At 68.5% G+C, this 24,753-nt stretch carries 20 protein-coding genes; 15 read left to right on the top strand and 5 right to left on the bottom strand.

Annotated features, from left to right (window positions below):
* Nucleotides 1-26 precede the first annotated feature (26 nt).
* The 6 genes from JR064_RS11655 to JR064_RS11630 all read left to right on the top strand — a co-directional run bounded on the left by JR064_RS11655 (nt 27) and on the right by JR064_RS11630 (nt 6,616).
* A complete protein-coding gene (locus JR064_RS11655) occupies nt 27-944 on the top strand; it encodes a hypothetical protein (RefSeq protein ID WP_191825103.1) in 918 nt (305 codons plus the stop codon).
* 403 nt (nt 945-1,347) lie between these two features.
* A complete protein-coding gene (locus tag JR064_RS11650) occupies nt 1,348-2,133 on the top strand; it encodes a hypothetical protein (RefSeq protein ID WP_206229829.1) in 786 nt (261 codons plus the stop codon).
* Nucleotides 2,134-2,300: 167 nt separating this feature from the next.
* The gene (locus JR064_RS11645; RefSeq protein ID WP_206229828.1) at nt 2,301-4,280 is read left to right on the top strand and encodes a peptidoglycan-binding protein; all 1,980 of its coding nucleotides are present in this window, start codon (nt 2,301-2,303) and stop codon (nt 4,278-4,280) included.
* A gap of 101 nt (nt 4,281-4,381) precedes the next feature.
* A complete protein-coding gene (locus JR064_RS11640) occupies nt 4,382-4,591 on the top strand; it encodes a hypothetical protein (RefSeq protein ID WP_206229827.1) in 210 nt (69 codons plus the stop codon).
* A 44-nt stretch (nt 4,592-4,635) separates the two neighbouring features.
* Nucleotides 4,636-5,181 (top strand): lysozyme inhibitor LprI family protein, encoded by a 546-nt coding sequence (locus JR064_RS23095; protein ID WP_338123887.1) that lies wholly within the window; start codon nt 4,636-4,638, stop codon nt 5,179-5,181.
* Between the two features lie 49 nt (nt 5,182-5,230).
* Entirely contained in the window at nt 5,231-6,616 is a 1,386-nt protein-coding gene (locus tag JR064_RS11630) for a peptidoglycan-binding domain-containing protein (RefSeq protein WP_206229826.1), read from the top strand.
* 293 nt (nt 6,617-6,909) lie between these two features.
* Here JR064_RS11630 and JR064_RS11625 read toward each other — a convergent pair whose 3' ends face one another.
* Entirely contained in the window at nt 6,910-7,821 is a 912-nt protein-coding gene (locus tag JR064_RS11625) for a LysR substrate-binding domain-containing protein (RefSeq protein ID WP_206229825.1), read from the bottom strand.
* A 108-nt stretch (nt 7,822-7,929) separates the two neighbouring features.
* Here JR064_RS11625 and JR064_RS11620 point away from each other — a divergent pair, with 108 nt between their 5' ends.
* From JR064_RS11620 to hglS, 9 genes are all read left to right on the top strand, one after another.
* Entirely contained in the window at nt 7,930-9,612 is a 1,683-nt protein-coding gene (locus tag JR064_RS11620; protein ID WP_206229824.1) for an MFS transporter, read from the top strand.
* 88 nt (nt 9,613-9,700) lie between these two features.
* Nucleotides 9,701-10,480, top strand: coding sequence for a M15 family metallopeptidase (locus tag JR064_RS11615; RefSeq protein ID WP_241093012.1), 780 nt, complete (start codon nt 9,701-9,703; stop codon nt 10,478-10,480).
* A gap of 29 nt (nt 10,481-10,509) precedes the next feature.
* Complete coding sequence (locus tag JR064_RS11610) at nt 10,510-10,710, top strand: CPXCG motif-containing cysteine-rich protein (protein WP_179567802.1); 201 nt, start codon at nt 10,510-10,512, stop codon at nt 10,708-10,710.
* Nucleotides 10,711-10,888: 178 nt separating this feature from the next.
* The gene (locus tag JR064_RS11605; RefSeq protein ID WP_179567800.1) at nt 10,889-11,278 is read left to right on the top strand and encodes a hypothetical protein; all 390 of its coding nucleotides are present in this window, start codon (nt 10,889-10,891) and stop codon (nt 11,276-11,278) included.
* Nucleotides 11,279-11,503: 225 nt separating this feature from the next.
* Nucleotides 11,504-11,866 carry an EF-hand domain-containing protein gene (locus tag JR064_RS11600; RefSeq protein ID WP_179567798.1) on the top strand — a complete coding sequence of 121 codons (363 nt, stop codon included), beginning with the start codon at nt 11,504-11,506 and terminating at the stop codon, nt 11,864-11,866.
* 285 nt (nt 11,867-12,151) lie between these two features.
* The gene (locus JR064_RS11595) at nt 12,152-12,520 is read left to right on the top strand and encodes an EF-hand domain-containing protein (RefSeq protein WP_406848117.1); all 369 of its coding nucleotides are present in this window, start codon (nt 12,152-12,154) and stop codon (nt 12,518-12,520) included.
* Nucleotides 12,521-12,542: 22 nt separating this feature from the next.
* A complete protein-coding gene (locus JR064_RS11590) occupies nt 12,543-13,310 on the top strand; it encodes an HAD family hydrolase (protein ID WP_179567794.1) in 768 nt (255 codons plus the stop codon).
* A gap of 315 nt (nt 13,311-13,625) precedes the next feature.
* Nucleotides 13,626-14,168: a hypothetical protein gene (locus tag JR064_RS11585; protein WP_206229822.1), complete on the top strand. Its 543-nt coding sequence runs from the start codon at nt 13,626-13,628 to the stop codon at nt 14,166-14,168.
* A gap of 464 nt (nt 14,169-14,632) precedes the next feature.
* Nucleotides 14,633-15,994: a 2-oxoadipate dioxygenase/decarboxylase HglS gene (hglS, locus tag JR064_RS11580; protein WP_206229821.1), complete on the top strand. Its 1,362-nt coding sequence runs from the start codon at nt 14,633-14,635 to the stop codon at nt 15,992-15,994.
* A 184-nt stretch (nt 15,995-16,178) separates the two neighbouring features.
* Here the strand turns inward: hglS and JR064_RS11575 are convergent, their stop codons facing one another.
* The 4 genes from JR064_RS11575 to JR064_RS11560 form a co-directional block, all read right to left on the bottom strand.
* Nucleotides 16,179-19,310 carry an efflux RND transporter permease subunit gene (locus JR064_RS11575; RefSeq protein ID WP_206229820.1) on the bottom strand — a complete coding sequence of 1,044 codons (3,132 nt, stop codon included), beginning with the start codon at nt 19,308-19,310 and terminating at the stop codon, nt 16,179-16,181.
* Nucleotides 19,311-19,458: 148 nt separating this feature from the next.
* Nucleotides 19,459-22,701 carry an efflux RND transporter permease subunit gene (locus JR064_RS11570; protein ID WP_179567786.1) on the bottom strand — a complete coding sequence of 1,081 codons (3,243 nt, stop codon included), beginning with the start codon at nt 22,699-22,701 and terminating at the stop codon, nt 19,459-19,461.
* 63 nt (nt 22,702-22,764) lie between these two features.
* A complete protein-coding gene (locus JR064_RS11565; protein ID WP_179567784.1) occupies nt 22,765-23,208 on the bottom strand; it encodes a hypothetical protein in 444 nt (147 codons plus the stop codon).
* Between the two features lie 112 nt (nt 23,209-23,320).
* The gene (locus JR064_RS11560) at nt 23,321-24,565 is read right to left on the bottom strand and encodes an efflux RND transporter periplasmic adaptor subunit (protein ID WP_179567782.1); all 1,245 of its coding nucleotides are present in this window, start codon (nt 24,563-24,565) and stop codon (nt 23,321-23,323) included.
* Nucleotides 24,566-24,753 lie beyond the last annotated feature (188 nt).

Raw genomic sequence — 24,753 nt, 5'->3', positions numbered from 1 at the left:
CGCCAAGAACTCCAAAGGACGCAGTGATGAGGCTCGCAAAGACAGCCCTGTGGGCGGCAACGCTCCTGTTGATCGGCGGTTGCACGGACAAGCACGCCGACCCCGCGCCGGCGGGCACGCAGGCGCAACCCGCGGCGACCGCTGCCGCCGCGCCTGCACCCGCGTCCGCGGCCGCGCAACCCGAGCCGGTCGGCGTCGAGGTGCCGGCGCCCGGGCAGGTGCTCGCCGATATCTATGGCATGAAGGGCGACGGCTCGGCGTCCTACACGATCGACAACAACGCCCTGGCCAGCTTCTGGTATGGCTATCGTTTCGACCTCGGCGGCAAGCACTACTACACCGGCTTCGCCAATGCGGGTCCGGAGAAGTACGGCAAGTCGGAGGAAGAGAACACCCCGGATCCCGCCGTCGGCGTGAGCATCAGCCAGGCCACCTATGTGCTCGACAGCACCGACGGCAAGCCGACCTGGACGCTGTTCCATGCCCAGCAATGGGCCGGCGATTTCGGCAGCAACGAGAAGGCCGATACGCTGGACCAGAAGCGCAAGCCGCAGAGCACCGAGACCAAGGACGGCCACCTGCTGCTGGCGCTGCCGACCACGCACTTCGCCGACGGCATCACCAGCTCGGGGTTCGCCGTGTTCACCTTCGACCCCAACAAGAACGACCTGGGCGACTACAAGGGCTGGGTCTACCTGGGCACCGTGGCCACCGGCGAAGACAACGGCGCGGCCTGCGACGATCAGGGCACGATGAAGTGCGCGTCCAGCACCGGCACGCTGAGCTTCGAACCCGGCACCGGCCCGCTGCCGGGCCTGCGCGTGGCCATGAGCGGCACCGCCATCGCCGGCCCCGGCAAGGTCCGCACGCTCGGCCCCGCCGACGTGGCGACCTATACCTACGATCAGGCCAAGGGCAAGTACACGCCGCCGCTGGATCGCTGAACACCCGCCGACCGGCCCGCGCCGCGGCCGGTCGGAGGCCGGCGCGGAGGGGCGCTGCCCGCTGGTAGCCGGCAATGGAACTGGGTAAGATGCCGGCACGGGGCCTGATGATCAGGCGAGTCATTCGCGAGCGGCAATGGATGCTGCACTCGCCCGAAATGCCGGAGTGGATCGCCGGCTTGCGGTTCGCCATGCGCGAACGCCATCACCGCCCCTGCTTTGGGGCCGGATTGCAATCCACCGTTCTCTGTCCGAAGCCGCGCCTGCGAGGAGTTCTTCGTCCGCGTAGGTCGCGCTGTGTCTGCGATGCGCAAGAGGGCGGCATCCGGATACGGCGGCGTGGCGTGTCGGGATTTTCAGGAGTGTTTTTCGGCTTCTTCAACGAATACAGGATGTTCTGCACATGTCCAATGACAACAAGCTCGCCGTCGCGACCGAAGCGCCGCCCTATCCGGGCAGCGTGCTGTATCTGATCTACGGGATCGACGGCGATGGCGCCCTCTCGTACGAAATCGACAACGGCGCCGTGGCCAGCTTCTGGCACGGTCAGCACTTTGATCTGGGCGGCAAGCACTACTACACCGGCTTCGCCTATGCCACGCCGAACAAGTACGGCAACGACGACACCGAGACCTTTCCGGATCCGGGCGAAGGCGTGTCGATCAGCCAGGCCACGTTCCTGCTGGCCGCGCCCGGCAGCGAGCGGCCGTGGATGCTGTGGCATGCGCAGCAGTACGTCGGCAGCTTCGGCGGCTACGAGCGCGCCGATGCGCTCGACGAGACGCGCAAGCCGCAGCAGCACGTCCTGGACAATGGCCACTTGCTGCTGGCGGTGCCGACGTCGAGCTTCGGCAATGGCGTCACCAGCGCCAGCTTCGCGTTGTTCACGTTCGATCCGGACAAGAACGACCTGGGCGACTACCGGGGCTGGGTATATCTGGGAACGGTCGCCGCCGGCGAGGACAACGAAGCCAGCAGCGACGAAGAAGGCGTCGTCCCGCATGTCTCCAGCGTCGGCACGCTGAGCTTCGAGACGGTACCGGGCGAACCCATGCCTGCTCTGCGCGTGGCGCTGAGCGGCACCGCGATCGCAGGTCCCGGCAGGGCGCGCATGCTCGATGCATCCGACGCAGTGGTCTACGCGTACGACCAGGCGAGCGGACAGTACCTGCCGAAAGATGGCCCATGAATCCGCCGGCGCGCCGATCCGCCGATCGGCGCACCGGCAGCAGCAAGAACGCATTCCCCGCAGTACCCGAATTGTTTTGTTGACCGCGCACTAACAAGCTCACGGACGAGCTCGGTTGACCTTGTCGGCGCACGCCGCCGTATATCAACCTCAAGGAGTAACACGAGATGGCACGCGATTACACGAAGGCCGAGAACCTCGACATCATCGAGCGTGAGGCCAAGGAACGCCACATTCCGGTCGACGATTTCATGCGTTTCGCCTATATCGAAACCGGCGGCAAGTTCAACGAGCAGGCCAGCCGCGGCCCGAACAGCGCCAAGGGCCTGTTCCAGTTCACCCCCGGCACCGCAGCGGCCTACGGCATCAGCGGCCGCGAACTGGATGCAGTGGCCAATACCGACGCCGCGGCGCGTCTGTACCAGGACAACCAGCATTCGCTGACCCGGCAGCACGACAAGGACCACCGTCCGTACCTGTCCGGCAAGCCGCAGCCCGATGGCCTGGACATGTACATGGCGCACCAGCAGGGCGCCGGCGGCTACCGCTCGATCCAGGCCGCGGTCGCCACCGGCAGCTTCGCGCGCGAAGACACGCGTCCGAACATCCTCAACAACGTACCGCGCGAAAAGGATGCGGCCGGGGCCAGGCAGTTCGAGGCCTACACCGGATCTTCGCTGGCCGAGTTCAAGAAGATGTCCGACCAGGACATGGCCAAGACGTTCCTGAAGTACTGGGACACCAAGTTCGACCACATCGCGATCCCGGAAAAGGGCATCAAGCCGGTCGCCGAGGGCCAGGCCCAGGCCACTCCCGCCCAGCACGCCGAGCAGCGCGCGCAGGCGCCGCAGGCTGCCGCGCAGGCCACGCCCGCCGCCGCCAAGCAGCAGGGCGAGCATGCCGGCATCCAGCTCACCGCCGCGCACGCGATGGGCGTCAAGTACGACGACGTGCAGTACGCGATCAATATCAAGGGCCACAAGCTTTATCACCCCGGCGTGGACGGCAAGCACCTGGAGCAGGGTTACATCGATTGCTCCGGCTGGGTGTCCGAGCTGCAGAACGCCACGATGCGGGAAATCAACCAGAAGGCCGGCCATACCGTGTTCGGCCGTCAGGACATGCTGGCGCAAGGCATGAACGGTTCCGGCGGCATCGTCAAGAAAGCCTTCGACAGTTCCGGCGTGCTGCTGCAGGGCCAGGACGTGTTCAAGCCTGGCGCGCTGAAGGAAGGCATGGTCATCGGCGTGGATGCCGGCAATACCAAGCACGAGCACTGGAAGGGCATCGACCACATTCTGATGGTGGTGCGCGATCCCAAGAGCGGCGAATTGCAGGTCAGCCAGTCCAGCGGCAGCAAGGGCGTGAACACCATGCCGTTGGACGACTATCTGGCCAGCCACAAGAACGCCAAGCTGTTCGCGTCCGATCCGCTGGCCAAGGCACGCGACCTGCTGCAGGACAGGCAGCAGACGCAGTCGCAGAATCACAGCCAAGGCCATGACGCGCGCACCTCGCTGAAGCCGGGCGAGCAGGGTCCCGACGTGAAGGCGATGCAGCAGAGCCTGATCGAGCTCGGCATCAAGGACAACAGCGGCAAGTTGCTGACCGGCACCGGTTACTACGGCGACAAGACCAAGGAAGTGGTGGCCAACCTGCAGCGCGAGAAGGGCATCGAGCCGACCGGCATCGCCGACAAGATCACCCTCGATGCGCTGAGCAAGCTGCAGACGCAGGGCAAGACCGACGCCAAGCTCAACCCGGCCGCCGCCGAGGCGCAGCGTGCCGACAATCCGCTGTTCACCCAGGCGCTGGAGAAGCTGCAGAAACAGGGGCCGAACGGCGGGTTCAACAGCCGCGAGGAAATGCAGCGCGCGGCCGGGCAGGTGGCGTTCGAGGCCAAGGTCGGCGGCATGTCGCGCATCGACGACGTGGTCCACAGCACCGATGGCAAGGGCCTGATCGCGGTGGAGCGCAATCCGAACAACCCGCACGACGTGAACCGCGCCTACGTGGACAAGCAACATGCCGCGACGGTGCCGCTGGAACAGAGCCAGCAGCAGCTGGTAGCGGAAACCCAGCGGCAGGCGCAGGAGCAGAGCCAGGATCAGCGCACCCAGACGCAGTCGCAGACACCGACGCGCTGATGCGTGTCGCGGCATCGGCTGCCGCCGTCAGGCGTGTCGGATGGCAGCCGATGCCGGTTCGATCATCGATCGGGCTGGCATCCACGCGCGTTCGGAACTGCATGGCGTTCCTGCTGGGCGGCGCACGCGGCATCGAGCCGTTGACCGCGTGCGAAGCTCTCGATCGTGCCCGTGAAGTGGACGTTGCGGATGCAAGACGCTTGCGGCTCGTCGAGACGTTGTCGGCAGACTGTCTGCGTTGTTTGAACGGCCGTGTAGCGGTGTCGTGGCAATCCGGCGATCCGATGGACACGGTTTCGACGATCGTTTAGAACTGCCCTCCCTTACACGCATCACCACAAGGCGAATTCCAACAGTGGCCATCGTCAAGGTTCTTCCCCTTTCCTGCCTGCTCGCGCTCTGCGGTCTGACCGCGGCGTGCAACGGCGGGTCTTCCGCTCCGGCGCCGGCTGCGGCATCCGCCGCCGCTGCGCCAGCGCCAGCATCGGCACCGCCCGCGAGCGATGCGCCTGCGGCGAATCCGCAAGCGCCGAGCGCGCCGTCCACCCAGGCGGATGCCGCCGCCGCACCATCGAAACCTTCAGGAGAAAACGTCGTGCTGCGACCTTCCTATGACGCCTGCATCAGCGCCGCCGCAGGCGTGACCCCGACGATGCAGGACTGCATCGACACCGAATACGCGTACCAGGATGGCCGCCTGAACACGGTCTACAAGGCGCTGATGGCCAAGCTGGGCGATGCGGAAAAGAACGCGCTGCGCGAGCAGCAGCGCAAGTGGATCGCCGACCGCGACGAGAAGTGTTTCTACGATCCCGACAGCGGGCAGGCGGGGCGCGTGGATGCCGCCGAGTGCCGTCTCGACATGACCGCCAAGCGCGCGGACGAACTGGAAGCGCGCTGATTGCTGCAGTGGTTTTTGCGATGAACTTTTTTAGACAAGGAGATGGACGATGAGCGACAAGGATTGGGAACTGGGTCAGACCTCGAAGCATTACGAAACCGGCGGACGCGGCGCGAGCACGGTGTCCTCCGGCATCGACGATCCCGGCGGCGTGTCCTACGGTTCCTATCAGATGACCTCGCAGGTCAAGACCAAGGAAGGCACGGTCATCGTGGGCGGCACCGTCGCGGCCTTCGTGAAGGACAGCAAGTACGCCGACGACTTCGCCGGCCTGAAGCCCGGCTCGGCCGACTTCAGCGCGAAGTGGAAGGACCTGGCCAGGACCGACGACAGCTTCGCGCAGGAACAGCACGACTACATCAAGCGCACGCACTACGACAAGCTGGTCGATCGGCTCAAGGACAAGGGCCTGGACCTGTCCGACCGCGGTCCGGCGGTGCAGGACGCGCTGTGGAGCACGGCGGTCCAGTACGGCCCCGGCAGCGACAAGAAGCCGGGCGGCTCGGGCGTGTTCCTGAAGGGGATGGAAGAGAAGTTCGGCAAGGACTACGACCTGTCCAAGCTCTCCGACAAGGACATCGTCGGCGCGGTGCAGGACTACAAGGCCGACCACGTCAAGGGGCTGTTCCCGCGGGTGGAGAAGCAGAAGACCCTGGATTCGCTGCAGAACCGCGCCGAGAACGAGAAGGCGGATCTGCTCAAGCTGGCCGACCAGGACAAGACGGTCACCCGGACCGGCGAGCAGCCGGCCAAGCATGAGCGCACCTCGCATGCGGACAAGGCGCATGGAGGCAATGGCCCGCATGCAGAAAACGGCGATGGCGTGCTCAAGCGCAACGAGCAGGGCGCCGCGGTGAAGGACATGCAGGAGAAGCTGTCCAAGCTCGGTTACCTGGACGCGAAGGACGCCATCGGCACCTACGGTCCGAAGACCGAAGCGGCGGTGGAGAAATTCCAGCAGGACAACCGGCTCAAGGGCGTGGACGGCAAGGCCGGCCCGGAGACGCTCGCCTCCATCGACAAGAGCCTGCAGCGGCAGCAGGGCGTGGACCAGTTGCGCCGCGACAATCCGATGTTCGACCAGGCGGTCAAGCAACTGGAGAAGCAGGGGCCGAACGGCGGCTTCGGCAGCCGCGAGGAGATGCAGCGCGCGGCCGGCCAGGTCGCGTTCGAGGCCAAGGTCAACGGCATGTCGCGCATCGACGACCTGGTGCACAGCACCGACGGCAAGGGCATGATCGCGGTGGAGCGCAACCCGAACAACCCGCACGACGTGAACCGCGCCTACGTGGACCGGCAGCAGGCCGCCACGGTGCCGCTGGAGCAGAGCCAGCAACAGCTGGCGGCCGAAACCCAGCGCCAGGCGCAGGTGCAGGAGCAGACCCAGGACCAGCAGCGCACCCAGGCGCAATCGGCACCGTCGCAAGGACGTTGAGGCCTATGGCGCCGGCGATTGTCGCCGGCGCCAACTACGTTGCACCAGGCACCCGCTCGGGTTCACCGGGCTGGTGGCCAATGTGTCTCGTGCAGCAGGGAGCCGCCGCGGCGCAGTCGCTTGTGGCTCGCACCGGCATTCGATTTCGCTTGTCCTGCGATGCAGCGCCGCGCATCGGGAGCTGCTGCATGTACGGGACATTTGCAGGAACGCTGCGCCAGCGTCTGCCTGGCTCGCGCAAGGACACAACGTTCGGGCGGCATTGCTGACGCAAGCGGCAGCAATGCTCAAGCTCATCGCCCCGCCTGGTCGCCGCGCTTGCCCAGGCTGGCCGAGAGATGGTCGATCCACACGCGCAGTTTGGGCAGCACGTGGCGGTGCGAAGGCCACAGCATCCAGAACGTGCCGTCGACGACGTTGTAGTGCTCCAGCGCCGTCTGCAGCAGGCCCTGCTGCAGCGCGTCGTCCACTGCGAAATCGGGCAGATAGGCGATGCCCATGCCGCCGATGGCCGCGCTCAGCGTGGCTTCGATGCTGCCCAATGTCATGGTGGTGGGCACGCGCAGTTCGGCCAGGTCGGCACCCGCCTCGCTCAGGCGCCACTCCTGCAGCTTGCCGCTCGAGGGGTACTTGAAGCGCAGGCAGCGATGGGCGGCCAGGTCCTGCGGGTGCGCGGGCATGCCGTGGTTGGCGAAATACTGCGGCGAGCCGCACAGCCTGAAGCGGAACGGGCACAGGCCGCGCGCCGAAAGCCGCGAGTCCGCCAGCGTGCCGCTGCGGATCGCCATGTCGAAGCCTTCGTCGACGACGTCCACCAGCCGGTCGCTGAAATCGATGTCGAGCTCCACCTCCGGATATGCCCGGACGAAGGCCGGCAACACCGGCATCAGCAGCCGGTGCCCCGCGGCGGGCACGCTGATGCGCAGGCGTCCGCGCGGCGCGCTCGCGTTCTTGCCGAGCGCGGCCTGCGCATCTTCCAGGTCTTCCAGGATCCGGCGGCAGCGCTCGAAGAACTGCATGCCTTCCTCGGTGAGGGCGATGCTGCGCGTGCTGCGATGGAACAGGCGCACGCCGAGCTTGGCTTCGAGCCGCGCGATGCTCTTGCCGATGGCCGAGGGCGACAGCCCCAGCACTCTGGATGCGGCGACGTAGCTGCGGGTCTCGGCGGCACGGACGAACGCGGTCAGCCCGCTCACATGGTCCATTTTTTTGGCCTTTCGGGGAACGGATTGACGACTATTTGTCGTTTCTGTCCGGAATCATGGCTTGTTCCAAGCCGATTGGAGCCATCCTATCTTTTGTCGATCCATTTTGTGGATGCGCTCGACAAAGGATCCGACATGCATTTCCCCGACCCCACGCACGCTGCCAACGCGAAGAAATGGGTGCTTCTCGGCGCGGTCCTGCTCGCTGCCCTGTCCATGCCGCTGAGCTTCACCGGCCCGGCGGTGGCGCTGCCCGCCATCGGGCAAAGCCTGGGGGGCAGTCCCGTCGCCCTGAACTGGGTGACCAATGCCTTCATGCTGGGCTTCGGCGGCTGCCTGATGGCGGCCGGCGCGCTCGCCGACCAGTTCGGCCGTCGCCGCCTGTTCGTTCTCGGCGTGGGCGGGTTCGCCGCCGCCTCGCTGGCCCTGGTCTTCGTGCCGGACATCGTCTGGCTCGATGCGCTGCGCGCCGTGCAGGGCGTGGCCGGCGCGGCGGCCTTTGCCGGCGGCGCGGCGGCACTGGCCCAGGAATTCGACGGCCACGCGCGGGCGCGGGCCTTCAGCCTGCTGGGTACCACCTTCGGCGTCGGCCTGGCGTTCGGGCCGGTGCTCTCCGGGTTGCTGATCGAGCGCCTGGGATGGCGTTCGGTCTTTTTGAGCGCCACCGTGCTCGGTGCGCTGGCGCTGTTCTGCGGCTGGCGCGGCATGCCCGAATCGCGCGACCCGGAGGCGCAAGGCTTGGACTGGCTCGGCGCCCTCGGTTTCACGGCGGCGTTGACGCTGTTCACCTATGCGCTGCTGCAGGTGCCGGAGCGCGGCTGGGGCGACCGCAGGGTGGCCGGCCTGCTGGCTGCTGCGGCTGCGCTGCTGGCGGCCTTCGTGCTGATCGAGACCAGGGCGAAGCGGCCCATGCTGGACCTGTCCCTGTTCCGCTACCCGCGCTTCGTCGGCGTGCAGTTCCTGGCGGCGGCGCCGGCCTATTGCTACGTCGTGCTGCAGGTGCTGTTGCCGGCGCGCTTCATCGGCATCGAGGGGTACAGCGCGATGGCGGCCGGACGCATGATGATCGCGCTGTCCGCACCGATGCTGATCGTGCCGATCCTGGCGGGCATGCTGACGCGCTGGCTGTCGGCCGGCCTGATCTCCGGCATCGGATTGCTGACCGCCGCCGGCGGCCTGGCGTGGCTGGCGCAGTGCACGCCGGGACAGCCTGCCGCGCATTGGCTGGCGCCGCTGCTGGTGATCGGCCTGGGTACCAGCCTGCCCTGGGGCCTGATGGATGGCTTGGCCGTGAGCGTGGTGCCCAGGGAGCGCGCCGGCATGGCCATGGGCATCTTCAGCACCACGCGCGTGGCCGGCGAAGGCGTGGCGCTGGCCGTGGTGGCGGCCATGCTCGCCGGCCTGGTGCAGTCACGCTTGCGCGATGTGGGCCCGGCGGATCTCGCGCACGCCCTGCCCGAGGCCGCGCAGCGCCTGGCGATGGGCGACCTGGCGCATGCGGGGAGCGTATTGCCCGGTATCGATCAGGCCTTGCTGGTGCACGGCTACGGCGACGCCTTTCGCATCCTGCTCTACATCCTCAGTGCAATCACGGTGCTGTCGAGCGGCATGGTCTTCGGTTTGCTGACGCATCGCCCGGCCCAGGAAGCAGCGTCGGAGCCTGCTCTGCAGCCGTGGCCCGACACGGCGGTGGGTGGCGGTCCTGCGCCGTCGCCCGCGCGCAAGGCCATGGGCGAGCCGGCGCCGCGTCGCGGGCGCGAGGCGGCGAGCACCATGAGCAACGACGTCTGAGCGGCAAACGGGCGATCGCCTTTATGTGCCCGTGAGCGAAGCGAATGGGGGAGAGCCGTCGTGTGGTGTGATGGCCTATGCTGGGCCCATGCCGTATTTCTGCTCCGTTGTGCTGCATCCCGTGCCGCATCAGCTGCGCGAGGCATTGCGCGCGCGCCGGGTCGCGCTCGTGCTGTTCGCCGCATGTGCGCTTGCCGGCCCGGGCAACGCGCTGAGCGCAGCGGCCACGCCGGCCGTATCGCCGGCGACCACGCCCGCGCAAGCCGGATTGGTGGACGTGCACGACGTCGTGCCGGACATCGCGATGGACATCCGCTACGCCGGCCACGACAACTTCACCGGCCGCCCGGTGCCCGGCTACGACGCGCCGAAGTGCTATCTGCTGGCCCCGGCCGCGCAGGCGCTGGCGCGCGTGCAGCGCGCGTTGCGCGCCGAGGGCTACGGCCTGCAGGTGTTCGACTGCTACCGGCCGCAGCGTTCGGTGCGCGCCTTCGTGGCCTGGGCGGGCGACCTCGGCGACCAGGTCGCCAAGGTGCGCTACTACCCGCACCTGGACAAACGCGTGCTGCTCGGCGACTACATCGCCGAGAGCTCCGGCCACAGCCGCGGCGCGACGGTGGACCTTGGCCTGCTCGACTGCCGCAGCGGCCATTGCGCGCCGCTGGACATGGGCACCGGCTTCGACTTCTTCGACCCGTTGGCGCACACCGATGCGGCCGCGATCGATGCGGCGCAGCGCGCGAACCGCCAGCGCCTGCTGCGCGCGATGGCGGCGCAGGGCTTCGCCAACTACCCGCTGGAATGGTGGCACTACACCTTCCAGCCCGAACCCAGTCCCGGCACCGCCTACGACGTACCGGTACGCTAGCCGTTCGTCTCGCTTCCCAGGCCAACATCATGTCCGGCATGCAACAAAGCTTCATCGACCTGCAGTGCCCGTATTGCGGCGAATGGATCGACCTGGCGCTGGACCCGTCGGTCGAGGCGCAGCAATACGTGGAGGATTGCCAGGTGTGTTGCCGGCCGATGCTGGTGACGGTGCGCTGGGACGAAGACGGCGCACCGGTGGTGAGCGCCACTGCCGAGAACGAGGGCTGATGCGTGCCTGTCGGTCGATTGCCAGCGTGAGCGCGGCTCCCGGCGGCCTCGGGCAATAGTCACGCAGACGCCGCCGACATCGCCCTTTGCGACGATGCCCGTATGCGCGGTGAGGACCGCACACCGGCCGCCACACCACCTAGACTGGCGCCCTCCCCGACAACCAGGAAGCACCGCAATGAATCTCCCGCTGCACTTCGGCCTGCTGGGCTCGCTCGAAGCCGGGCTGATCGCGTTCGCGGTCGGGTTCCTCGTGTACGCGTTGTGGCACCGCCTGTGCCGCTGGCTGCAATGGTCCGAAGGCCATGCGCTGGGCTGGTCGTGCCTGATCGCGGTCGCGGTGTCGGCCGGGATCGATTGCTGGAACCTGTTCTACACCGGCATCGTGCGCCTGGAGTCGCCGTTGTATGCGCGGCTGGCGCTGGCCAGCATCCACGATCCGAACGAGCTGGGCTCGCGGGTGGTGCTGGAAGTGTCCGGTGCGCTTGCCGGTGTCGCCGCGGCCTGGGTCGCGTTCAGTTCGCGTTCAAGCGAAAAATCCGGCGAGCGCGACCGCGAAATCGTGTGAAACACACGGTTTTTTTCTGGTTTGCAAACACCTCGAACGAATGGCTTACCGCACGCTCACCGCTTGCTAACCAAGCCGGTAACGCGTGTTTTCCACGCTGTGGTTAACGAAGCGTTGCCTGCGTTTTTTCGCAAGGGAATGGATTCAGCCTGGCACCGGCACGGTGTGGCCATGCACCGGATTCAACCGGGCATGCCACAACCGAGAGAGCACAGGAGACCACCCATGAACATTCGCAACCGCACGCCGCTGATCGGGACCGCCGCCATTCTCGCCGCCGCACTGGCCCTGCCGGCCTTCGCCCAGGATGCGCAGAGCGATGCCGCCACCCAGGCGCAATCGCCGACCAGCGCGACCGGGCAGCCCGCACAATCCGGCGCTTCGGGCGGCGGCCAGACCTGGGCCGATGTCGATACCGATAGCGACGGCGCCATCAGCAAGCAGGAAGCGCAGGTCAATGCAGGCCTCAGCCAGATCTTTGCGCAGGCCGATGCCGATCACAATGGCAAGTTGACCCCGGACGAATACAAGGCGTACGTCGCCAAACAGCAGCAGGGCGGCGCCGCCGCCGGCAGCAACGGTCAGTAACGCCGACGGCGGCAAAGCGCCGCGGCCGGTACGCGCAGAGACGAGGGCGCGTGCCGACCGCGGCGCGGACACGGCGTAACGGCCCAATCGAACGTGACAGATGCATAGGAGGAAGGGCGGCTCGTGCCGCCCTTCCTTTTTTGCGCTGCTACCGAAGAATCGGCACGGCCGGGTATCGGTGCGGCCATCAGCAGCGCCGCAAGGAGTAGGGTGTCCATTCGCCGTTGGATGGGGCTGCCCATGAGTTCTTCACGCTATTCGCTGCGTCTGTGCCTGGCGTCGTCGTTGGCGGCTGTTGCCGCAGCCGGCACGGCCGCGCCGCAGCAGGATCCTGCCGCACCGGTCCTGCCCATCCCTGTGCCGACACCCGCGCCCACCCCGGCGCCGGCCGCACTGCCGCCGTTGCCTGCGCCGCCGGCATCGACCCTCCCGGTACCGGCAGCGCCGGCCAGCGACGTCGGCGCCGCCGCAGGCGCCCGCAGTTTCGCCGCCCTGGATCTGGATCGCGATGGCCGCATCGGCCGTCCCGAGGCCGCCGCCGACCCGGTCCTGCGCGAAACTTTCGACACGTTCGACGCCGATGCCGACGGGGCGTTGTCGCGCGAGGAGTACGCGCACTACCAGCCCGGCCCCGGCGATCCTGCGGCGCAATAGGCGGCGCTGCTATGCTTGCGCGATGCCTACTCCCACCGCTCTGCGCTCCTCCGCCATCGCCCTGGTCGGCTTCGACGGCGACGACACGCTGTGGAAAAGCGAGGACTACTACCGCGACGCCGAAGCCGCGTTCGAAGCCATTCTCGGCCACTACCTGGACCTGCGCGACGTCGCCACCCAGCAGCATCTGCTGACGGTGGAGCGGCGCAACCTGAAGGTGTTCGGCTACGGCGCCAAGGGCATGACCCTGTCGATGATCGAGGCGGCGATTGAGCTGACCGAGGCGCGCATTTCCGCGCGCGATCTGCAGCGCATCGTCGAGATCGGCCGCGCCACGCTGCAGCATCCGGTGGAGGTGATCGCCGGCGTGCGCGAGGCGGTGGCGGCGATCGCCGCCGATTTCGAGGTGGTGCTGATCACCAAGGGCGATCTGTTCCACCAGGAAGCGAAGATCGCGCAATCCGGACTCGGCGCGCTGTTCCCGCGCATCGAGATCGTGTCGGAAAAGGACCCCAAGACCTACGCCAAGGTGCTGGCCGAATTCGGCATCGGCGCCGAGCGCTTCGCGATGATCGGCAACTCGCTGCGCTCGGACGTGGAACCGGTGATCGCGCTCGGCGGCTGGGGCATCCATACGCCCTATGCCACCACCTGGGCGCACGAGGCCGAGCATGGCGTGGCCGCTGACGAACCGCGTCTGCGCGAGGTGGCCACGGCGGCCGAGTGGCCGCAGGCGGTGGCCGACCTGAACCGGCATGCGGCGGCGCAAGGTGGCTTGCCGCCGGCGTGAGGGCGCTCGCGGCGCCTGTCCCCGAGACCTCGATTGCCGCGCCGCCAGTGCGTGCAGCGAGTACGAAAGCAGGCGCTGGTAGCGGCAGCACGTGAGCGCGCGCCTCGCGTTGGCCGGTGCGCCGCGGGAGCGGCCCGAGCGGAGTGGCCGCATACCATCGGTGCCGGTGCTTCCTTATCGGAAGCGCGCTTGTGCGGGGCGGTAGCCGAGCCTATCTGCCATGCCAGGCGGATGCGGCGCCTCGCGGGCCTTGCTTGACGACCGTACCGACCGCGCCACCCTGACAGCGATGCCGGCATCCGGCAGAATCGACGCATGCCGTCCCGCCTGCGCTCCGTCTGTCTGATCCTGCCGCTGGCGCTATGCATGGCGAGCGCCGCAGTGGCCCAGGAGGCGGCGCCGCCGAGCGCTGCAGTGGCGGATGCGGCCGAGCCCGGCAGCGGCGATGCCTGGGTCGACCGCCAGCTGCTGGACATCGACCGCTATGCCGCGCGCTATCCGGACAGTTTCCTGGATGAGGTAGCGCGCTACGCGCAGTTGCCGCGCGGCTATGCCGAGGCGCTGCTGCGCGAGCGCCGCTGGCCGCCGCGCGACATCTACTTCGCCGGCTTCCTGGCCAAGGCGGCGGGGCTGCCGTACCGCGAGGTGGTACGCGCGCGGGCCAGCGCCGGCCAGGACGCCAGCTGGGCGGACGTGGCGAGCGCGTTGCAGGTCGAACCGGGTTCGCTGACCTACCGCGCGCTGCGCCATGCCATCGTCGCCAGCTACGACCACTGGGACCGGCCGATCCAGCTGGATGCGCTGTTGCGCCGGCAGCTCGGCGACCGCGCGCAGCGCGATCAAGCGGCGGCGCAGTAGGCGCCGCCGACGCCTTACAGGAAGCGGTCGGCGGCGCGTGGCCGATGCGGAGGCTCTGCTCAAATGCCCGCAATACCAAGCCAAACCAGCGAAACCCCTTTGGGAGCGACTTCAGTCGCGCCGCGCTGATCTCGTCCTTCGCTTGCCAAGCCTGGGTCGGTTGCCCCTGGAAACCGCCAAGCGCCGCTTGCTGGCGCGTCGCGACTGAAGTCGCTCCCACAGGAGGCTTGCGGCCAACTTGCAAGCCCTCACCGCGTGGCACCTGGCGGCAAGCGCGCCGATCCTGCTGCCGACCGCTTCCGGCTCGATTCCAGATCAAGCCACCCAAGCCAGGACCTTTCGCTTCCATTGCACGCGTCATGGCGGCGATCCACGCGGACGACTGGCCGCGCCGCCGCCGCGGCGCGAGAATAGGCGTTCTGCCGGACCTGGTGCCCGGCGCTACCGCCGCTCCGGACCGTCCGATGACCACTGCTTTCGTTTCGCCCGATGCCATCCGCAGCCTGTTCGCGCAGGCCATGTCCGACATGTACCGCACCGAGGTGCCGCTGTACGGCGCGCTGATGGAGCTGGTGGCGCAGGTCAACGCGGCGACCCTGGCCGCCGATCCGACGCTGGACGCGCAGCTGCAGCGCAACGACGAGCGCGCGCGGCTGGACCAGGAACGGCATGGCGCGATCCGCGTCGGCAGCGCCGAGGAACTGGCCACGCTGCGGCGCTTGTTCGCGGTGATGGGCATGCATCCGGTCGGCTATTACGACCTGTCGGTGGCCGGGGTGCCGGTGCATTCCACCGCGTTTCGCCCGCTCGACGCGGCGGCGCTGGCGCGCAATCCGTTCCGCGTGTTCACCTCGCTGCTGCGGCTGGAACTGATCGAAGATCCGGCCCTGCGCGCGCAGGCCGCGCAGATCCTCGCGCAGCGGCGCATCTTCACCGATGGCGCGCTGCAGCTGATCGAACGCTGCGAGCGCGACGGCGGGCTGGGCGAGGCCGACGCGCAGCGCTTCGTCGCCGAGGCGCTGGAGACCTTCCGCTGGCACAGCGACGCCACCGTGACGCTGCCGACCTATCGCGCGTTGAGCGATGCGCACAAGCTGATCGCCGACGTGGTCAGTTTCCACGGCCCGCACATCAACCACCTGACCCCGCGCACGCTGGACATCGACGCCGCGCAGGCGGACATGCTGCGCCGGGGCATTGATGCCAAGGCGGTGATCGAAGGCCCGCCGCGGCGGCGTTGCCCGATCCTGCTGCGCCAGACCAGCTTCAAGGCGCTGGAGGAGACGGTGCGTTTTCCGGCCGGCGACGGCGCCGCGGAGGCCGGCACCCACACCGCGCGCTTCGGCGAGATCGAGCAGCGTGGTTTGGCCCTGACCCCGAAGGGCCGCGCGCTTTACGACGCCTTGCTGGAGCGCGCGCGCGCCGCCGACGGCAGCGCCGGCGGCGACTACGCCACACGCCTGCAGGCCGCGTTCGCCGAGTTCCCCGACGATTACGCCACGCTGCGCCGCGAAGGCCTGGGCTATTTCCGCTATGCGCTGACCGAGGCCGGCCGCGCCGCTGGTGCCATGGGCCTGGCCGGCCGGCCCGCCGAGTCGCTGATCGCCGACGGCCTGGCCAGCGCCGATCCGATCGTCTACGAGGACTTCCTGCCGGTCAGCGCCGCGGGCATCTTCCAGTCCAACCTGGGTGGCGGCGAACAGCGCGCCTATGCCGCGCACGCCAACCGTGCCGCATTCGAACAGGCGCTGGGCGCGGCGGTGCACGACGAATTCGCGATCTACGCCGGCATCGAGCGCGCCTCGCTGGAAGCGCTGCAGGGCTGAGCGGCCGCTAGCCCCTCTCCCCACGGGAGAGGGGTTGGGGTGAGGGTCCGGCGCGCAGCGTCTCGCGGAGTTGGGGTGCGCGAGGCTGCGCCCGTCCCCTCATCCGCCCCTGCGGGGCACCTTCTCCCGATGGGAGAAGGGAACTGCCATGGCACCAGGCGCCACGCGAGAAGGGCGACCTCGGCTAGTGCAATGCAGCCGCTTGCGGTGCGGTGCGTGCCAGGCGCCGCTCGCGCTTGCGTGCCCGCCGCGCGCGCCAACGCTCGCGCAGGCACGAGAAGATCACATACAGCGCCGGGGTGCTGAGCAGGGTCAGGCTCTGCGAGATCAGCAGGCCGCCGATCATCGCGATGCCCAGCGGACGGCGCAGCTCCGAGCCTTCGCCCAGGCCCACCGCCAGCGGCACCGCCGCCAGGATCGCCACCATCGTGGTCATCATGATCGGGCGGAAGCGCACCACGCAGGCTTCGCGCACCGCCTCCAGCGGCGACTTGCCGTGCTGGCGCTCGGCCACCAGTGCGAAGTCGATCATCATGATCGCGTTCTTCTTGACGATGCCGATCAGCAGCACCAGCGCGATCATCGAGATCACCGACAGCTCGGTGTTGGTGGCCCACAGCGCCAGCAGTGCGCCCATGCCCGCGGCCGGCAGCGTGGACAGGATCGTCACCGGGTGCACCAGGCTCTCGTACAGCATGCCCAGCACGATGTAGACCACCACGATCGCCGCCAGCACCAGGATCAGCATCGAGTTCGGCTGCAGCGCCACGCCGAAGCCGCCGCCGTCGGCGATGCGGATGTCGCCGGGCATGCGCAGGCCGGCGACGGTGGCGGCGATGATCGCGTCGCCTTCGCCGGTGCTCACCCCGGGCGCCAGGTTGTAGCTCAGGTCCATCGTCGTGTACTGGTTCTGATGGGTGATCTGCGGCGGCGCCAGGCCCGGCACCTGGTGCGCCACCGCGGTGAGCGGCACCATCGCGCCGCTGCGCGTGGGCACGTAGATCCGGTCCAGCGCCGCCGGCGTGGCGGTCTGCTCGGGCAGCGCGTTGACCACCACGCTGTACTGGTTGAGATCGGAATAGATCGTGGAGATCTGGCGCTGGCCGAACGCGCCGTACAGCGCGCCGTCGATCGCGCCGATCGACACGCCCAGGCGCGCGGCCTGGGCGCGGTCGATGACGATGTTCTGGCGCAGGCCGGCGGTGTCCACGTCGGTGCCGACGTCGCGCAGCTTCGGATTCTGTTTCAGCGCCGCCTGCAGCTTGGGCAGCCATTCCTGCAACTGGGCATTGTCGTTGCCCTGCAGCGAGACGCGGTATTGCGCGCCCTGGCTGGTGCCGCCGCCGCCGTCGCTGGGCAGGTCCTGGATCGCGCGCAGGCGCAACTGCAGGTCCGGGTAGCGGTCGGCCTTGGCGCTGAGCCGCGACAGCACCTGCGCGGTGGTCTCGGTGCGGCCCTCGTCGTGGCGCTTGAGCTCGATGTTGAAGCTGGCGCTGGAGCCCTGGCGGCTGCTGCCCAGGCGCGCGCCGACGATCTTCACCGCCGGATCGGACATCAGCATGTCGGTGATGCGGCGCTGGCGCTTGACCATGTCGGCGAAGGACACGGTGGCGCTGGAGCTGGCGCGGCCCCAGATCAGGCCGGTGTCCTGGGCCGGGAACGAGCCCTTCTTCACCGCGCCGGCCAGGAACACGGTGGCGGCGATCAGCAGCAGCGGGGTCAGCGCCAAGAGCAGCGCATGGCGCAGCGAGAAATCCAGCGCCACGGTGTACACGCGCAGCATGCCGGCATGCACGCGCTCCAGCCAGGCGCCGAAGCGGCTCGGCCGTTCCGGTTCGGCATGCGCGGACAGGAAGCGGCTGCACAGCGCCGGGGTCAGGGTCAGCGAGACCACCGCCGAGACGCAGATCGCCGCGACCAGGGTCACGGTGAACTCGCGGAAGAACGTGCCGATCATGCCGCTGGCGAACAGGATCGGGATGAACACCGCCACCAGCGAGGCGGTGATCGAGACGATGGTGAAGCCGATCTCGCGCGCGCCGGCCAGCGCCGCGTCCAGCCGCGACATGCCTTCGTCGAGGTGGCGCATGATGTTCTCGATCACCACGATCGCATCGTCCACGACGAAGCCGATCGCGATCACCAGCGCCAGCAGGCTCAGGTTGTTCAGGGTGAAGCCCATGACGTACATCGCCAGCGCCGCGCCGGCCAGCGACAGCGGCACCGTGGCCGCGGCGATCAGCGTCGGCGCCAGCCGGCGCAGGAACAGCGCCATGGTCAGCACCACCATCGCAAGGCTGATCAGCAGCGTGGCCTGGACCTCGTTCAACGAGGCGCGGATGGTCGGCGTGCGGTCGAAGTAGGCGGACATCTTGGTGCCCGGCTGCAGGTAGCCGCGCAGCATCGGGATCTGCGCCTTGACCCGGTCCACCGTCTCCACGATGTTGGCGCCGGCGCGGGTGAACACGTACATCACCACCGCCGGCTTGCCGCCGAACCAGGCCGCCTGGTAGGCGTCCTGCTGGCCGTCGTAGACGTTGGCGATGTCGCGCAGGCGCACGGTGCGGCCGTCCTGCTGCGAGATCACCAGCTGGGCGAAGTCGGCGGCCTTGGCCACCGAATCGTTGGCCACGATCGCGGTGGTGGAGCTGCCGTCGCTGAGGAAGCCGGTGGGCGAGGTCACGTTGGCCGCGCGCACCGCATTGCGCAGGTCGTCCGGGGTCAGCCCCATCGCGTTGAGCGCGCGCAGGTTCACGTCCACCCGCACCGCCGGGGTCGAGGCGCCGCCGATGTCGACCGAGGCCACGCCGCTGATCTGGCGCAGGCGCTGCGCCAGCAGCGAGTCGGCGACGTTGTACAGCTCGTCGGCCGACTGGGTGTCGGAGGTCAGCGCGATGGCGATGACCGGATCGTCGTTGGGATTGGCCTTCTGGTAGCGCGGCGTGGACAGGCCCGAGGGCAGGTCCGCCTGCGCGGAATTGATCGCGGTCTGCACGTCCTGCGCGGCCGAATCGATGTTGCGGTCGCTCTGGAACATCATGAACACCTGGCTGTTCCCCTCCGAACTGGAGGAACGCATGGTGTCGATGCCGGGGATCTGGCCCAGGTGCCGTTCCAGCGGCGCGGTGACCGTGGACGCCATCGTCGAGGCATCGGCGCCGGCCTGGCTGGCCTGCACGAAGATCACCGGAATCGAGATGTTCGGCAGCGCCGCCACGCCCAGGCGCAGGTAGCACATCATGCCGATCACGAACAGGCCAATGGCCAGCAGCGTGGTGCCGATCGGGCGGCGGATGAAGGGGCCGGAGATGTTCATGGAGCCGGGATTGGGGATTGGGGATTGGGGATTCGGAAAGCGGCGCGCTTGCACGCTCCTTGCTCGCGCAAGTCGTCAGGCGTTCGTGGGGACCGCAGGCCGCAGACGCCGTGCGATTCCCGATTCCCGATTCCCCATTCCCGGCGACTCATGCCGTCCGCCCCGCCGCCGCCACTGCCGCCTCGCGCCGCGCGGCGCGGCGTTCGCGGTAGGCGCGCATCCGCTCGGAGGCGCGTTCCATGTATAGGTAGATCACCGGCGTGGTGTACAGGGTGACCAGCTGCGACAGCAGCAGGCCGCCGACGATGGCGATGCCCAGCGGGCGCCGCAGCTCCGAGCCGATGCCGTCGCCCAGCGCCAGCGGCAGCGCGCCGAGCATCGCCGCGGCGGTGGTCATCATGATCGGGCGGAAGCGCAGCAGGCAGGCGCGGCGGATCGCATCGTGCGCGTTGGCGCCCTCGCGGCGCGCGTCGATCGCGAAGTCGATCATCATGATCGCGTTCTTCTTGACGATGCCGATCAGCAGCACGATGCCGACGATGCCGTCCACCGACAGGCTCAGCCCGCACAGCATCAGCGCCAGCAGCGCGCCGACGCCGGCCGGCGGCAGCGTGGAGATGATCGTCAGCGGATGGATGTAGCTCTCGTAGAGCACGCCGAGCACGATGTAGATCAGCACCACCGAGGCCAGCAGCAGCCACACGATGTCGGTCTGGCTGCCGGTGTATTCGGCGGCCTTGCCGATGAATTCGGCATGCAGCTGCGGCGGCAGCTGCAGTTGCTCGTTGGTCTCCTCGATCGCCGCCACCGCCTGCGACAGCGAGTAGCCCGGCGCCAGGTTGAACGAGACGGTGATCGCCGGCAGCTGCTGCTGGTGGCTGACCACCAGCGGCGTGGTCGCGATCCTGGCCTCGGCCACCGCGGCCAGCGGCACGGTGCCGCCGCTGCCGACCGAGATGCCGGTGTTCTGGTTGCCGATGCCGGTGGCGGTGGACGAGTTGCTGGAGGTGGTCTGGCCGAAGTTGGTGGCATTGCTGGCGGTCAGCGCGCCGCTGCCGTTGCTGGACACCGCCAGCTGGTGCAGCAGCGCGGTGCTGTTGCGGAACTGCGGCGCCACTTCCAGCACCACGCGATACTGGTTGAGCTGGGTGAAGATGGTGGAGATCTGGCGCTGGCCGAAGGCGTCGTACAGGGTGTCGTCGATGGTCTGCATCGGCACGCCCAGCGCGCTGGCCTTGTCGCGGTCGACGGTCAGCTCCAGTGCGCGGCCCTGGTTGGCCAGGTTGTTGTCCACGTCGGCCAGTTCCGGGCGCTTGCGCAGCGCCTCGGTCAGGCGCGCGGCCTGCGTCGCCAGTTCGGCGCTGTCCACGTCCGACAGCGAGTACTGGTATTCGGTGGCCGCCACGCGCGTGTCCAGGGTCACGTCCTGCACCGGCTTCAGATACAGCGCCACGCCGGGCAGGCCGGCCACCGCCTTCTGCAGCCGCGGCAGCACCTCCTCCAGGCTGTCGCGGTCGCCGCGGGTCTTCAGCACGATGCTCAGCTGGCCCTGGTTGAGGGTGGGATTCATCGAGCCGGCGCCGATGAACGCGGCCACGCCGGTCACCGCCGGATCCCGGCGCAGCGCCTCGGCCACCGCCTGGGTGCGCTGCTGCATCTGCGGGAACGCCACGTTCTGGTCGGCCTGGACCACGCCGGTGATCAGCCCGGTGTCCTGCTCGGGCAGCAGGCCCTTGGGGATCACCACGTACAGCACCACGGTCAGCACCATCGTCGCCAGCGCGATCGCCAGGGTCAGCGGCTGGTGCCCGAGCACCCAGTCCAGCGAGCGCTCGTACAGCGCCACGGTGCGCGTCCACACGGTGGTCTTGCCGGCCGCGGCCGCCCGTTCGTGCGCGTCCTCGCCTTCGGGCAGCGCATCGGGCTTGAGCAGGTAGGCGCACATCATCGGGGTCAGCGTCAGCGACACCAGCATCGAGATCGTCACCGCGATCGACAGCACCCAGGCGAACTCGTGGAACAGGCGCCCGGTGACGCCCGGCATCAGCAGCAGCGGCAGGAACACCGCCACCAGCGACACGGTCAGCGACAGCACGGTGAAGCCGATCTGCTTGGCGCCGATCTCCGCCGCCTCCGGTCCGCTCTTGCCCTGTTCGATGTAGCGCACGATGTTCTCGATCATCACGATCGCATCGTCGACCACGAAGCCGGTGGCCACCACCAGCGCCATCAGCGACAGGTTGTCCAGCGACATGCCGGCGAAGGCCATCACCGCGAAGGTGCCGGCCAGCGACAGCGGCACCGCCACCGACGGGATGATCGTGGCCCACAGACGGCGCAGGAACACGAAGATCACCGCGACCACCAGGCCGATGGTCAGGATCAGGGTGAACTTGACCTCGTGCACCGAGGCACGGATGGTCTCGGTGCGGTCGGAGAACACGTCCAGGTGCACGCCGCTGGGCAGCACCGCCTGCAGTTGCGGCAGGATCGTGCGGATCTGTTCCACCGTCTGCACGATGTTGGCGCCGGGCTGGCGGCGGATCTCCAGCAGCACCGCCGGCTTGCCGTCGGCCCAGGCCGCGAGCTGGTCGTTCTCCACCCCGTCCACCACCTGCGCCACGTCCGACAGCCGCACCGGCGCGCCGTTCTTGTAGCTGATGACGGTGTCGCGGTAGTCGGCGGCGCTGGACAACTGGTCGTTGGTGCCGATGCTGTAGGACTGGGTCTTGCCGTTGAGCGAGCCCTTCGGCGCGTTGACGTTGGTCTCGGTCAGCGCGCTGCGCAGCGCCTCCATGGTCAGGCCCATGTTCGACAGCTGCGCCGGATTGACCTGGATGCGCACGGCCGGGCGCACGTTGCCGGCGATCGATACCAGGCCCACGCCGGGCACCTGCGACAGGCGCTGCGCCAGGATCGAGTCGGCGTAGTTGTTGACGTCGCGCAGCGGCAGCGTCTCGGAGCTGAGCTTGAGGGTGATGATCGCCGCGTCGGCCGGGTTCACCCGGTTGTAGACCGGCTGGTAGGGCAGCGACGAGGGCAGGGTGGACTGGCGGATCGCCGCCTGCACGTCCTGCGCGGCGATGTCGATGTCGCGGTCCATCGCGAACTGCAGGATGATCGTGGACAGGCCCGCCGACGAATCGGAGGTCATCATCTGCAGCCCGGAGATCTGCCCCAGCTGCCGCTCCAGCGGCGTGGTCACCAGCGAGGCCATGGTGCTGGCGTTGGCGCCGGGGTACTGGGTGGTCACCACCAGGCTCGGCGAGTCGATCTCCGGCAGCGCCGACACCGGCAGCTGCCGGTAGCCGAGGATGCCGAGCAACAGCACGCCTGCCATCAGCAAGGTGGTGGCGATCGGGCGGCGGATGAAGATCGTCGAAAAGCCCACAGGAATATCCTTGCTGGTGAGGTCCCGGACCCGGACGGGCCGGGGCCGGGGAAAGCCGTTGCGTCAGTCGTCGAGCGACATCTGGTCGAACAGGTTGGTCAGATCGCTGTTCGGGGCGACCGTGACGAAGTTGCCCTGGAACGCGTATCCGTGCGGCCCCCATTGCCCGTAGACGTCGGTGGTCGAGGCGATGACGGTGCGGCTCAACGCGTTGGCGATCCGCTCGGCGGGCGTCAGCAGGTCGCTGCCGAAGTTCAGGCTGCCGGCGCTGCACACGATCAGCACCACCTCGAACGCGACGTCCATCGGAAAGTCGGTGTGCTGCAGCAGCGCCTGCAGGAACGCGCTGCCGTCGCCCAGTTCGTTGTCGTGGGCGACGATCCACAGCTGGTTGCCGTTCTGCAGCGCGTCGAGCGGCGGACCGGCGACGAAGCCCTGCTGGTTGATCAGAAACGTCTGCAGACTCTGCGCAAGCGGGTCTTGGGAGGCGATGACGACATTGGTCATGATGGGATTCCTCTTGAGGGTGACGGGCGAGGAGCGAGTGCTCCGCCCGTCATCCAGACGCGCCGCCACCGCGGGTGTGAACCGCATGCCGCGCGTGCCGATGCCGGCCTGCTCAGCGCGGTCCGCCGCCGCGACGGCCGCCGCCGCCGTCCTTGCGCTGCTGCTTGCTCTCGGCCGCCTTCAGCTCGGCCTCGCTCGGCTGCGGCGGCGCCTCGCCCGGCTTCAGCGGGGCGACCTTGCTGCCCGGCTTGAGCCGGAACTGACCTTCGGTCACCACCCGCTCGCCGGCCTTCAGGCCCTGCGCCAGCTGCACCTGGCTGTCGCCGACTTCCGCGCCCTGCTTGACCGTCTGCATCTTGACCGTGTTGTCGCCCTGCACCACGTACACGTAGTCGCCGTCGGGGCCGCGCTGCACCGCCTGGGTCGGCACCACCACGCCGCTGTCCAGCGTGCGCAGGGTCAGCCGCACGTTGACGAACTGGCCCGGCCACAGCGCGTTGCCGGGGTTGGGGAACACCGCGCGCACCTTGAAGGTGCCGGTGTCGCTGCTGATCTGGTTGTCGACCACGTCGACCTTGCCGTCGCCGGCGATCACGTGCGCATCGGTGCGGTCCAGCGCCGCCACCGTCAGCGGGCCGGCCGCCTGCGCCTCGCGCAGCCCCTGCAGCTCGCGCTCGGCCAGGTTGAAGACCACGTAGATCGGATGGATCTGGGTGATGGTGACGATGCTGCTGCTGGTGCTGACGATGTTGCCAACGTCCACGCCGCGCAGGCCGGTGATGCCGTCGATCGGGGCGAGGATGCGGGTGTACTGCAGTTGCACCTGCGCCGCGCGCATCGATGCGTCGTTGGCGGCCACCGCGGCCTCGTACTGCGCCACCTGGTTGCGCTGCGTGTCCAGGTCGGTCTTGGCCACGTACTGGCGGTAGGCCGGCGAATCGGAGCGCTGGAAGGTGGAGCGGGCGGTGGCCAGCAACGCCTGGTTCTGGCGCTTGCTCGCCGCCGCCTCGTCGTAGCTGGCCTGCAGCGAGCGCGGGTCGATCTGCGCCAGCACGTCGCCCTTCTTCACTTCCTGGCCTTCACGGAAGTTCAGGCTCATCAGCTGCCCGCCGACCTGCGGATTGACCGTGACCGTGGCCAGCGCGGTCACCGTGCCGGTGGAGGTGGCGTAGATCGGCACCGCCTGGCTGCTGGCGGCGACCACCGTCACCGGGATCGGCGTGCTGTCGTCGCCATCGCCGCCCGCCTCCGCGCCGCCGCGGCCATGGCCGTGACCGCTGCGCAGGAAGTGCGCGCCCACCAGCACCACGACCACCGCTGCGACGATCAGCAGCGCAATCTTCCAGAAACGCGACATCCGGGGGGAACTCCTGTGGCGAGGCGGGGTAGGGGACCCTCCCGCAATGGCTGGTGCGACAAGCGGTGAAGCATATCGCCGGCGCGTTGCGATTGGACCATGACTTAAGGGAGGGGGAGGTGCGCCCGCGGCCATGGGCGCTGATAGCGGCAACGCACCGGCGGTGGATCGGTTGACACGGATTCCTA

Source organism: Xanthomonas bonasiae, from assembly GCF_017163705.1.
Lineage (GTDB): Bacteria > Pseudomonadota > Gammaproteobacteria > Xanthomonadales > Xanthomonadaceae > Xanthomonas_A > Xanthomonas_A bonasiae.
The sequence above is the reverse complement of the archived record's forward strand: the minus strand, read 5'-3'. Positions and strand labels throughout refer to the sequence as shown.

Bases quoted from the DNA above. Each gene is read 5' to 3' on its own strand.
- hglS (WP_206229821.1), top strand. From the start codon at position 14,633: ATGACCACTGCTTTCGTTTCGCCCGATGCCATCCGCAGCCTGTTCGCG.
- JR064_RS11575 (WP_206229820.1), bottom strand. From the start codon at position 19,310: ATGAACATCTCCGGCCCCTTCATCCGCCGCCCGATCGGCACCACGCTG.
- JR064_RS11600 (WP_179567798.1), top strand. From the start codon at position 11,504: ATGAACATTCGCAACCGCACGCCGCTGATCGGGACCGCCGCCATTCTC.
- JR064_RS11590 (WP_179567794.1), top strand. From the start codon at position 12,543: ATGCCTACTCCCACCGCTCTGCGCTCCTCCGCCATCGCCCTGGTCGGC.
- JR064_RS11585 (WP_206229822.1), top strand. From the start codon at position 13,626: ATGCCGTCCCGCCTGCGCTCCGTCTGTCTGATCCTGCCGCTGGCGCTA.
- JR064_RS11645 (WP_206229828.1), top strand. From the start codon at position 2,301: ATGGCACGCGATTACACGAAGGCCGAGAACCTCGACATCATCGAGCGT.
- JR064_RS11605 (WP_179567800.1), top strand. From the start codon at position 10,889: ATGAATCTCCCGCTGCACTTCGGCCTGCTGGGCTCGCTCGAAGCCGGG.
- JR064_RS11560 (WP_179567782.1), bottom strand. From the start codon at position 24,565: ATGTCGCGTTTCTGGAAGATTGCGCTGCTGATCGTCGCAGCGGTGGTC.
- JR064_RS11565 (WP_179567784.1), bottom strand. From the start codon at position 23,208: ATGACCAATGTCGTCATCGCCTCCCAAGACCCGCTTGCGCAGAGTCTG.
- JR064_RS11650 (WP_206229829.1), top strand. From the start codon at position 1,348: ATGTCCAATGACAACAAGCTCGCCGTCGCGACCGAAGCGCCGCCCTAT.
- JR064_RS11625 (WP_206229825.1), bottom strand. From the start codon at position 7,821: ATGGACCATGTGAGCGGGCTGACCGCGTTCGTCCGTGCCGCCGAGACC.
- JR064_RS11640 (WP_206229827.1), top strand. From the start codon at position 4,382: ATGGCGTTCCTGCTGGGCGGCGCACGCGGCATCGAGCCGTTGACCGCG.
- JR064_RS11610 (WP_179567802.1), top strand. From the start codon at position 10,510: ATGTCCGGCATGCAACAAAGCTTCATCGACCTGCAGTGCCCGTATTGC.
- JR064_RS11630 (WP_206229826.1), top strand. From the start codon at position 5,231: ATGAGCGACAAGGATTGGGAACTGGGTCAGACCTCGAAGCATTACGAA.
- JR064_RS11655 (WP_191825103.1), top strand. From the start codon at position 27: ATGAGGCTCGCAAAGACAGCCCTGTGGGCGGCAACGCTCCTGTTGATC.
- JR064_RS11615 (WP_241093012.1), top strand. From the start codon at position 9,701: ATGCCGTATTTCTGCTCCGTTGTGCTGCATCCCGTGCCGCATCAGCTG.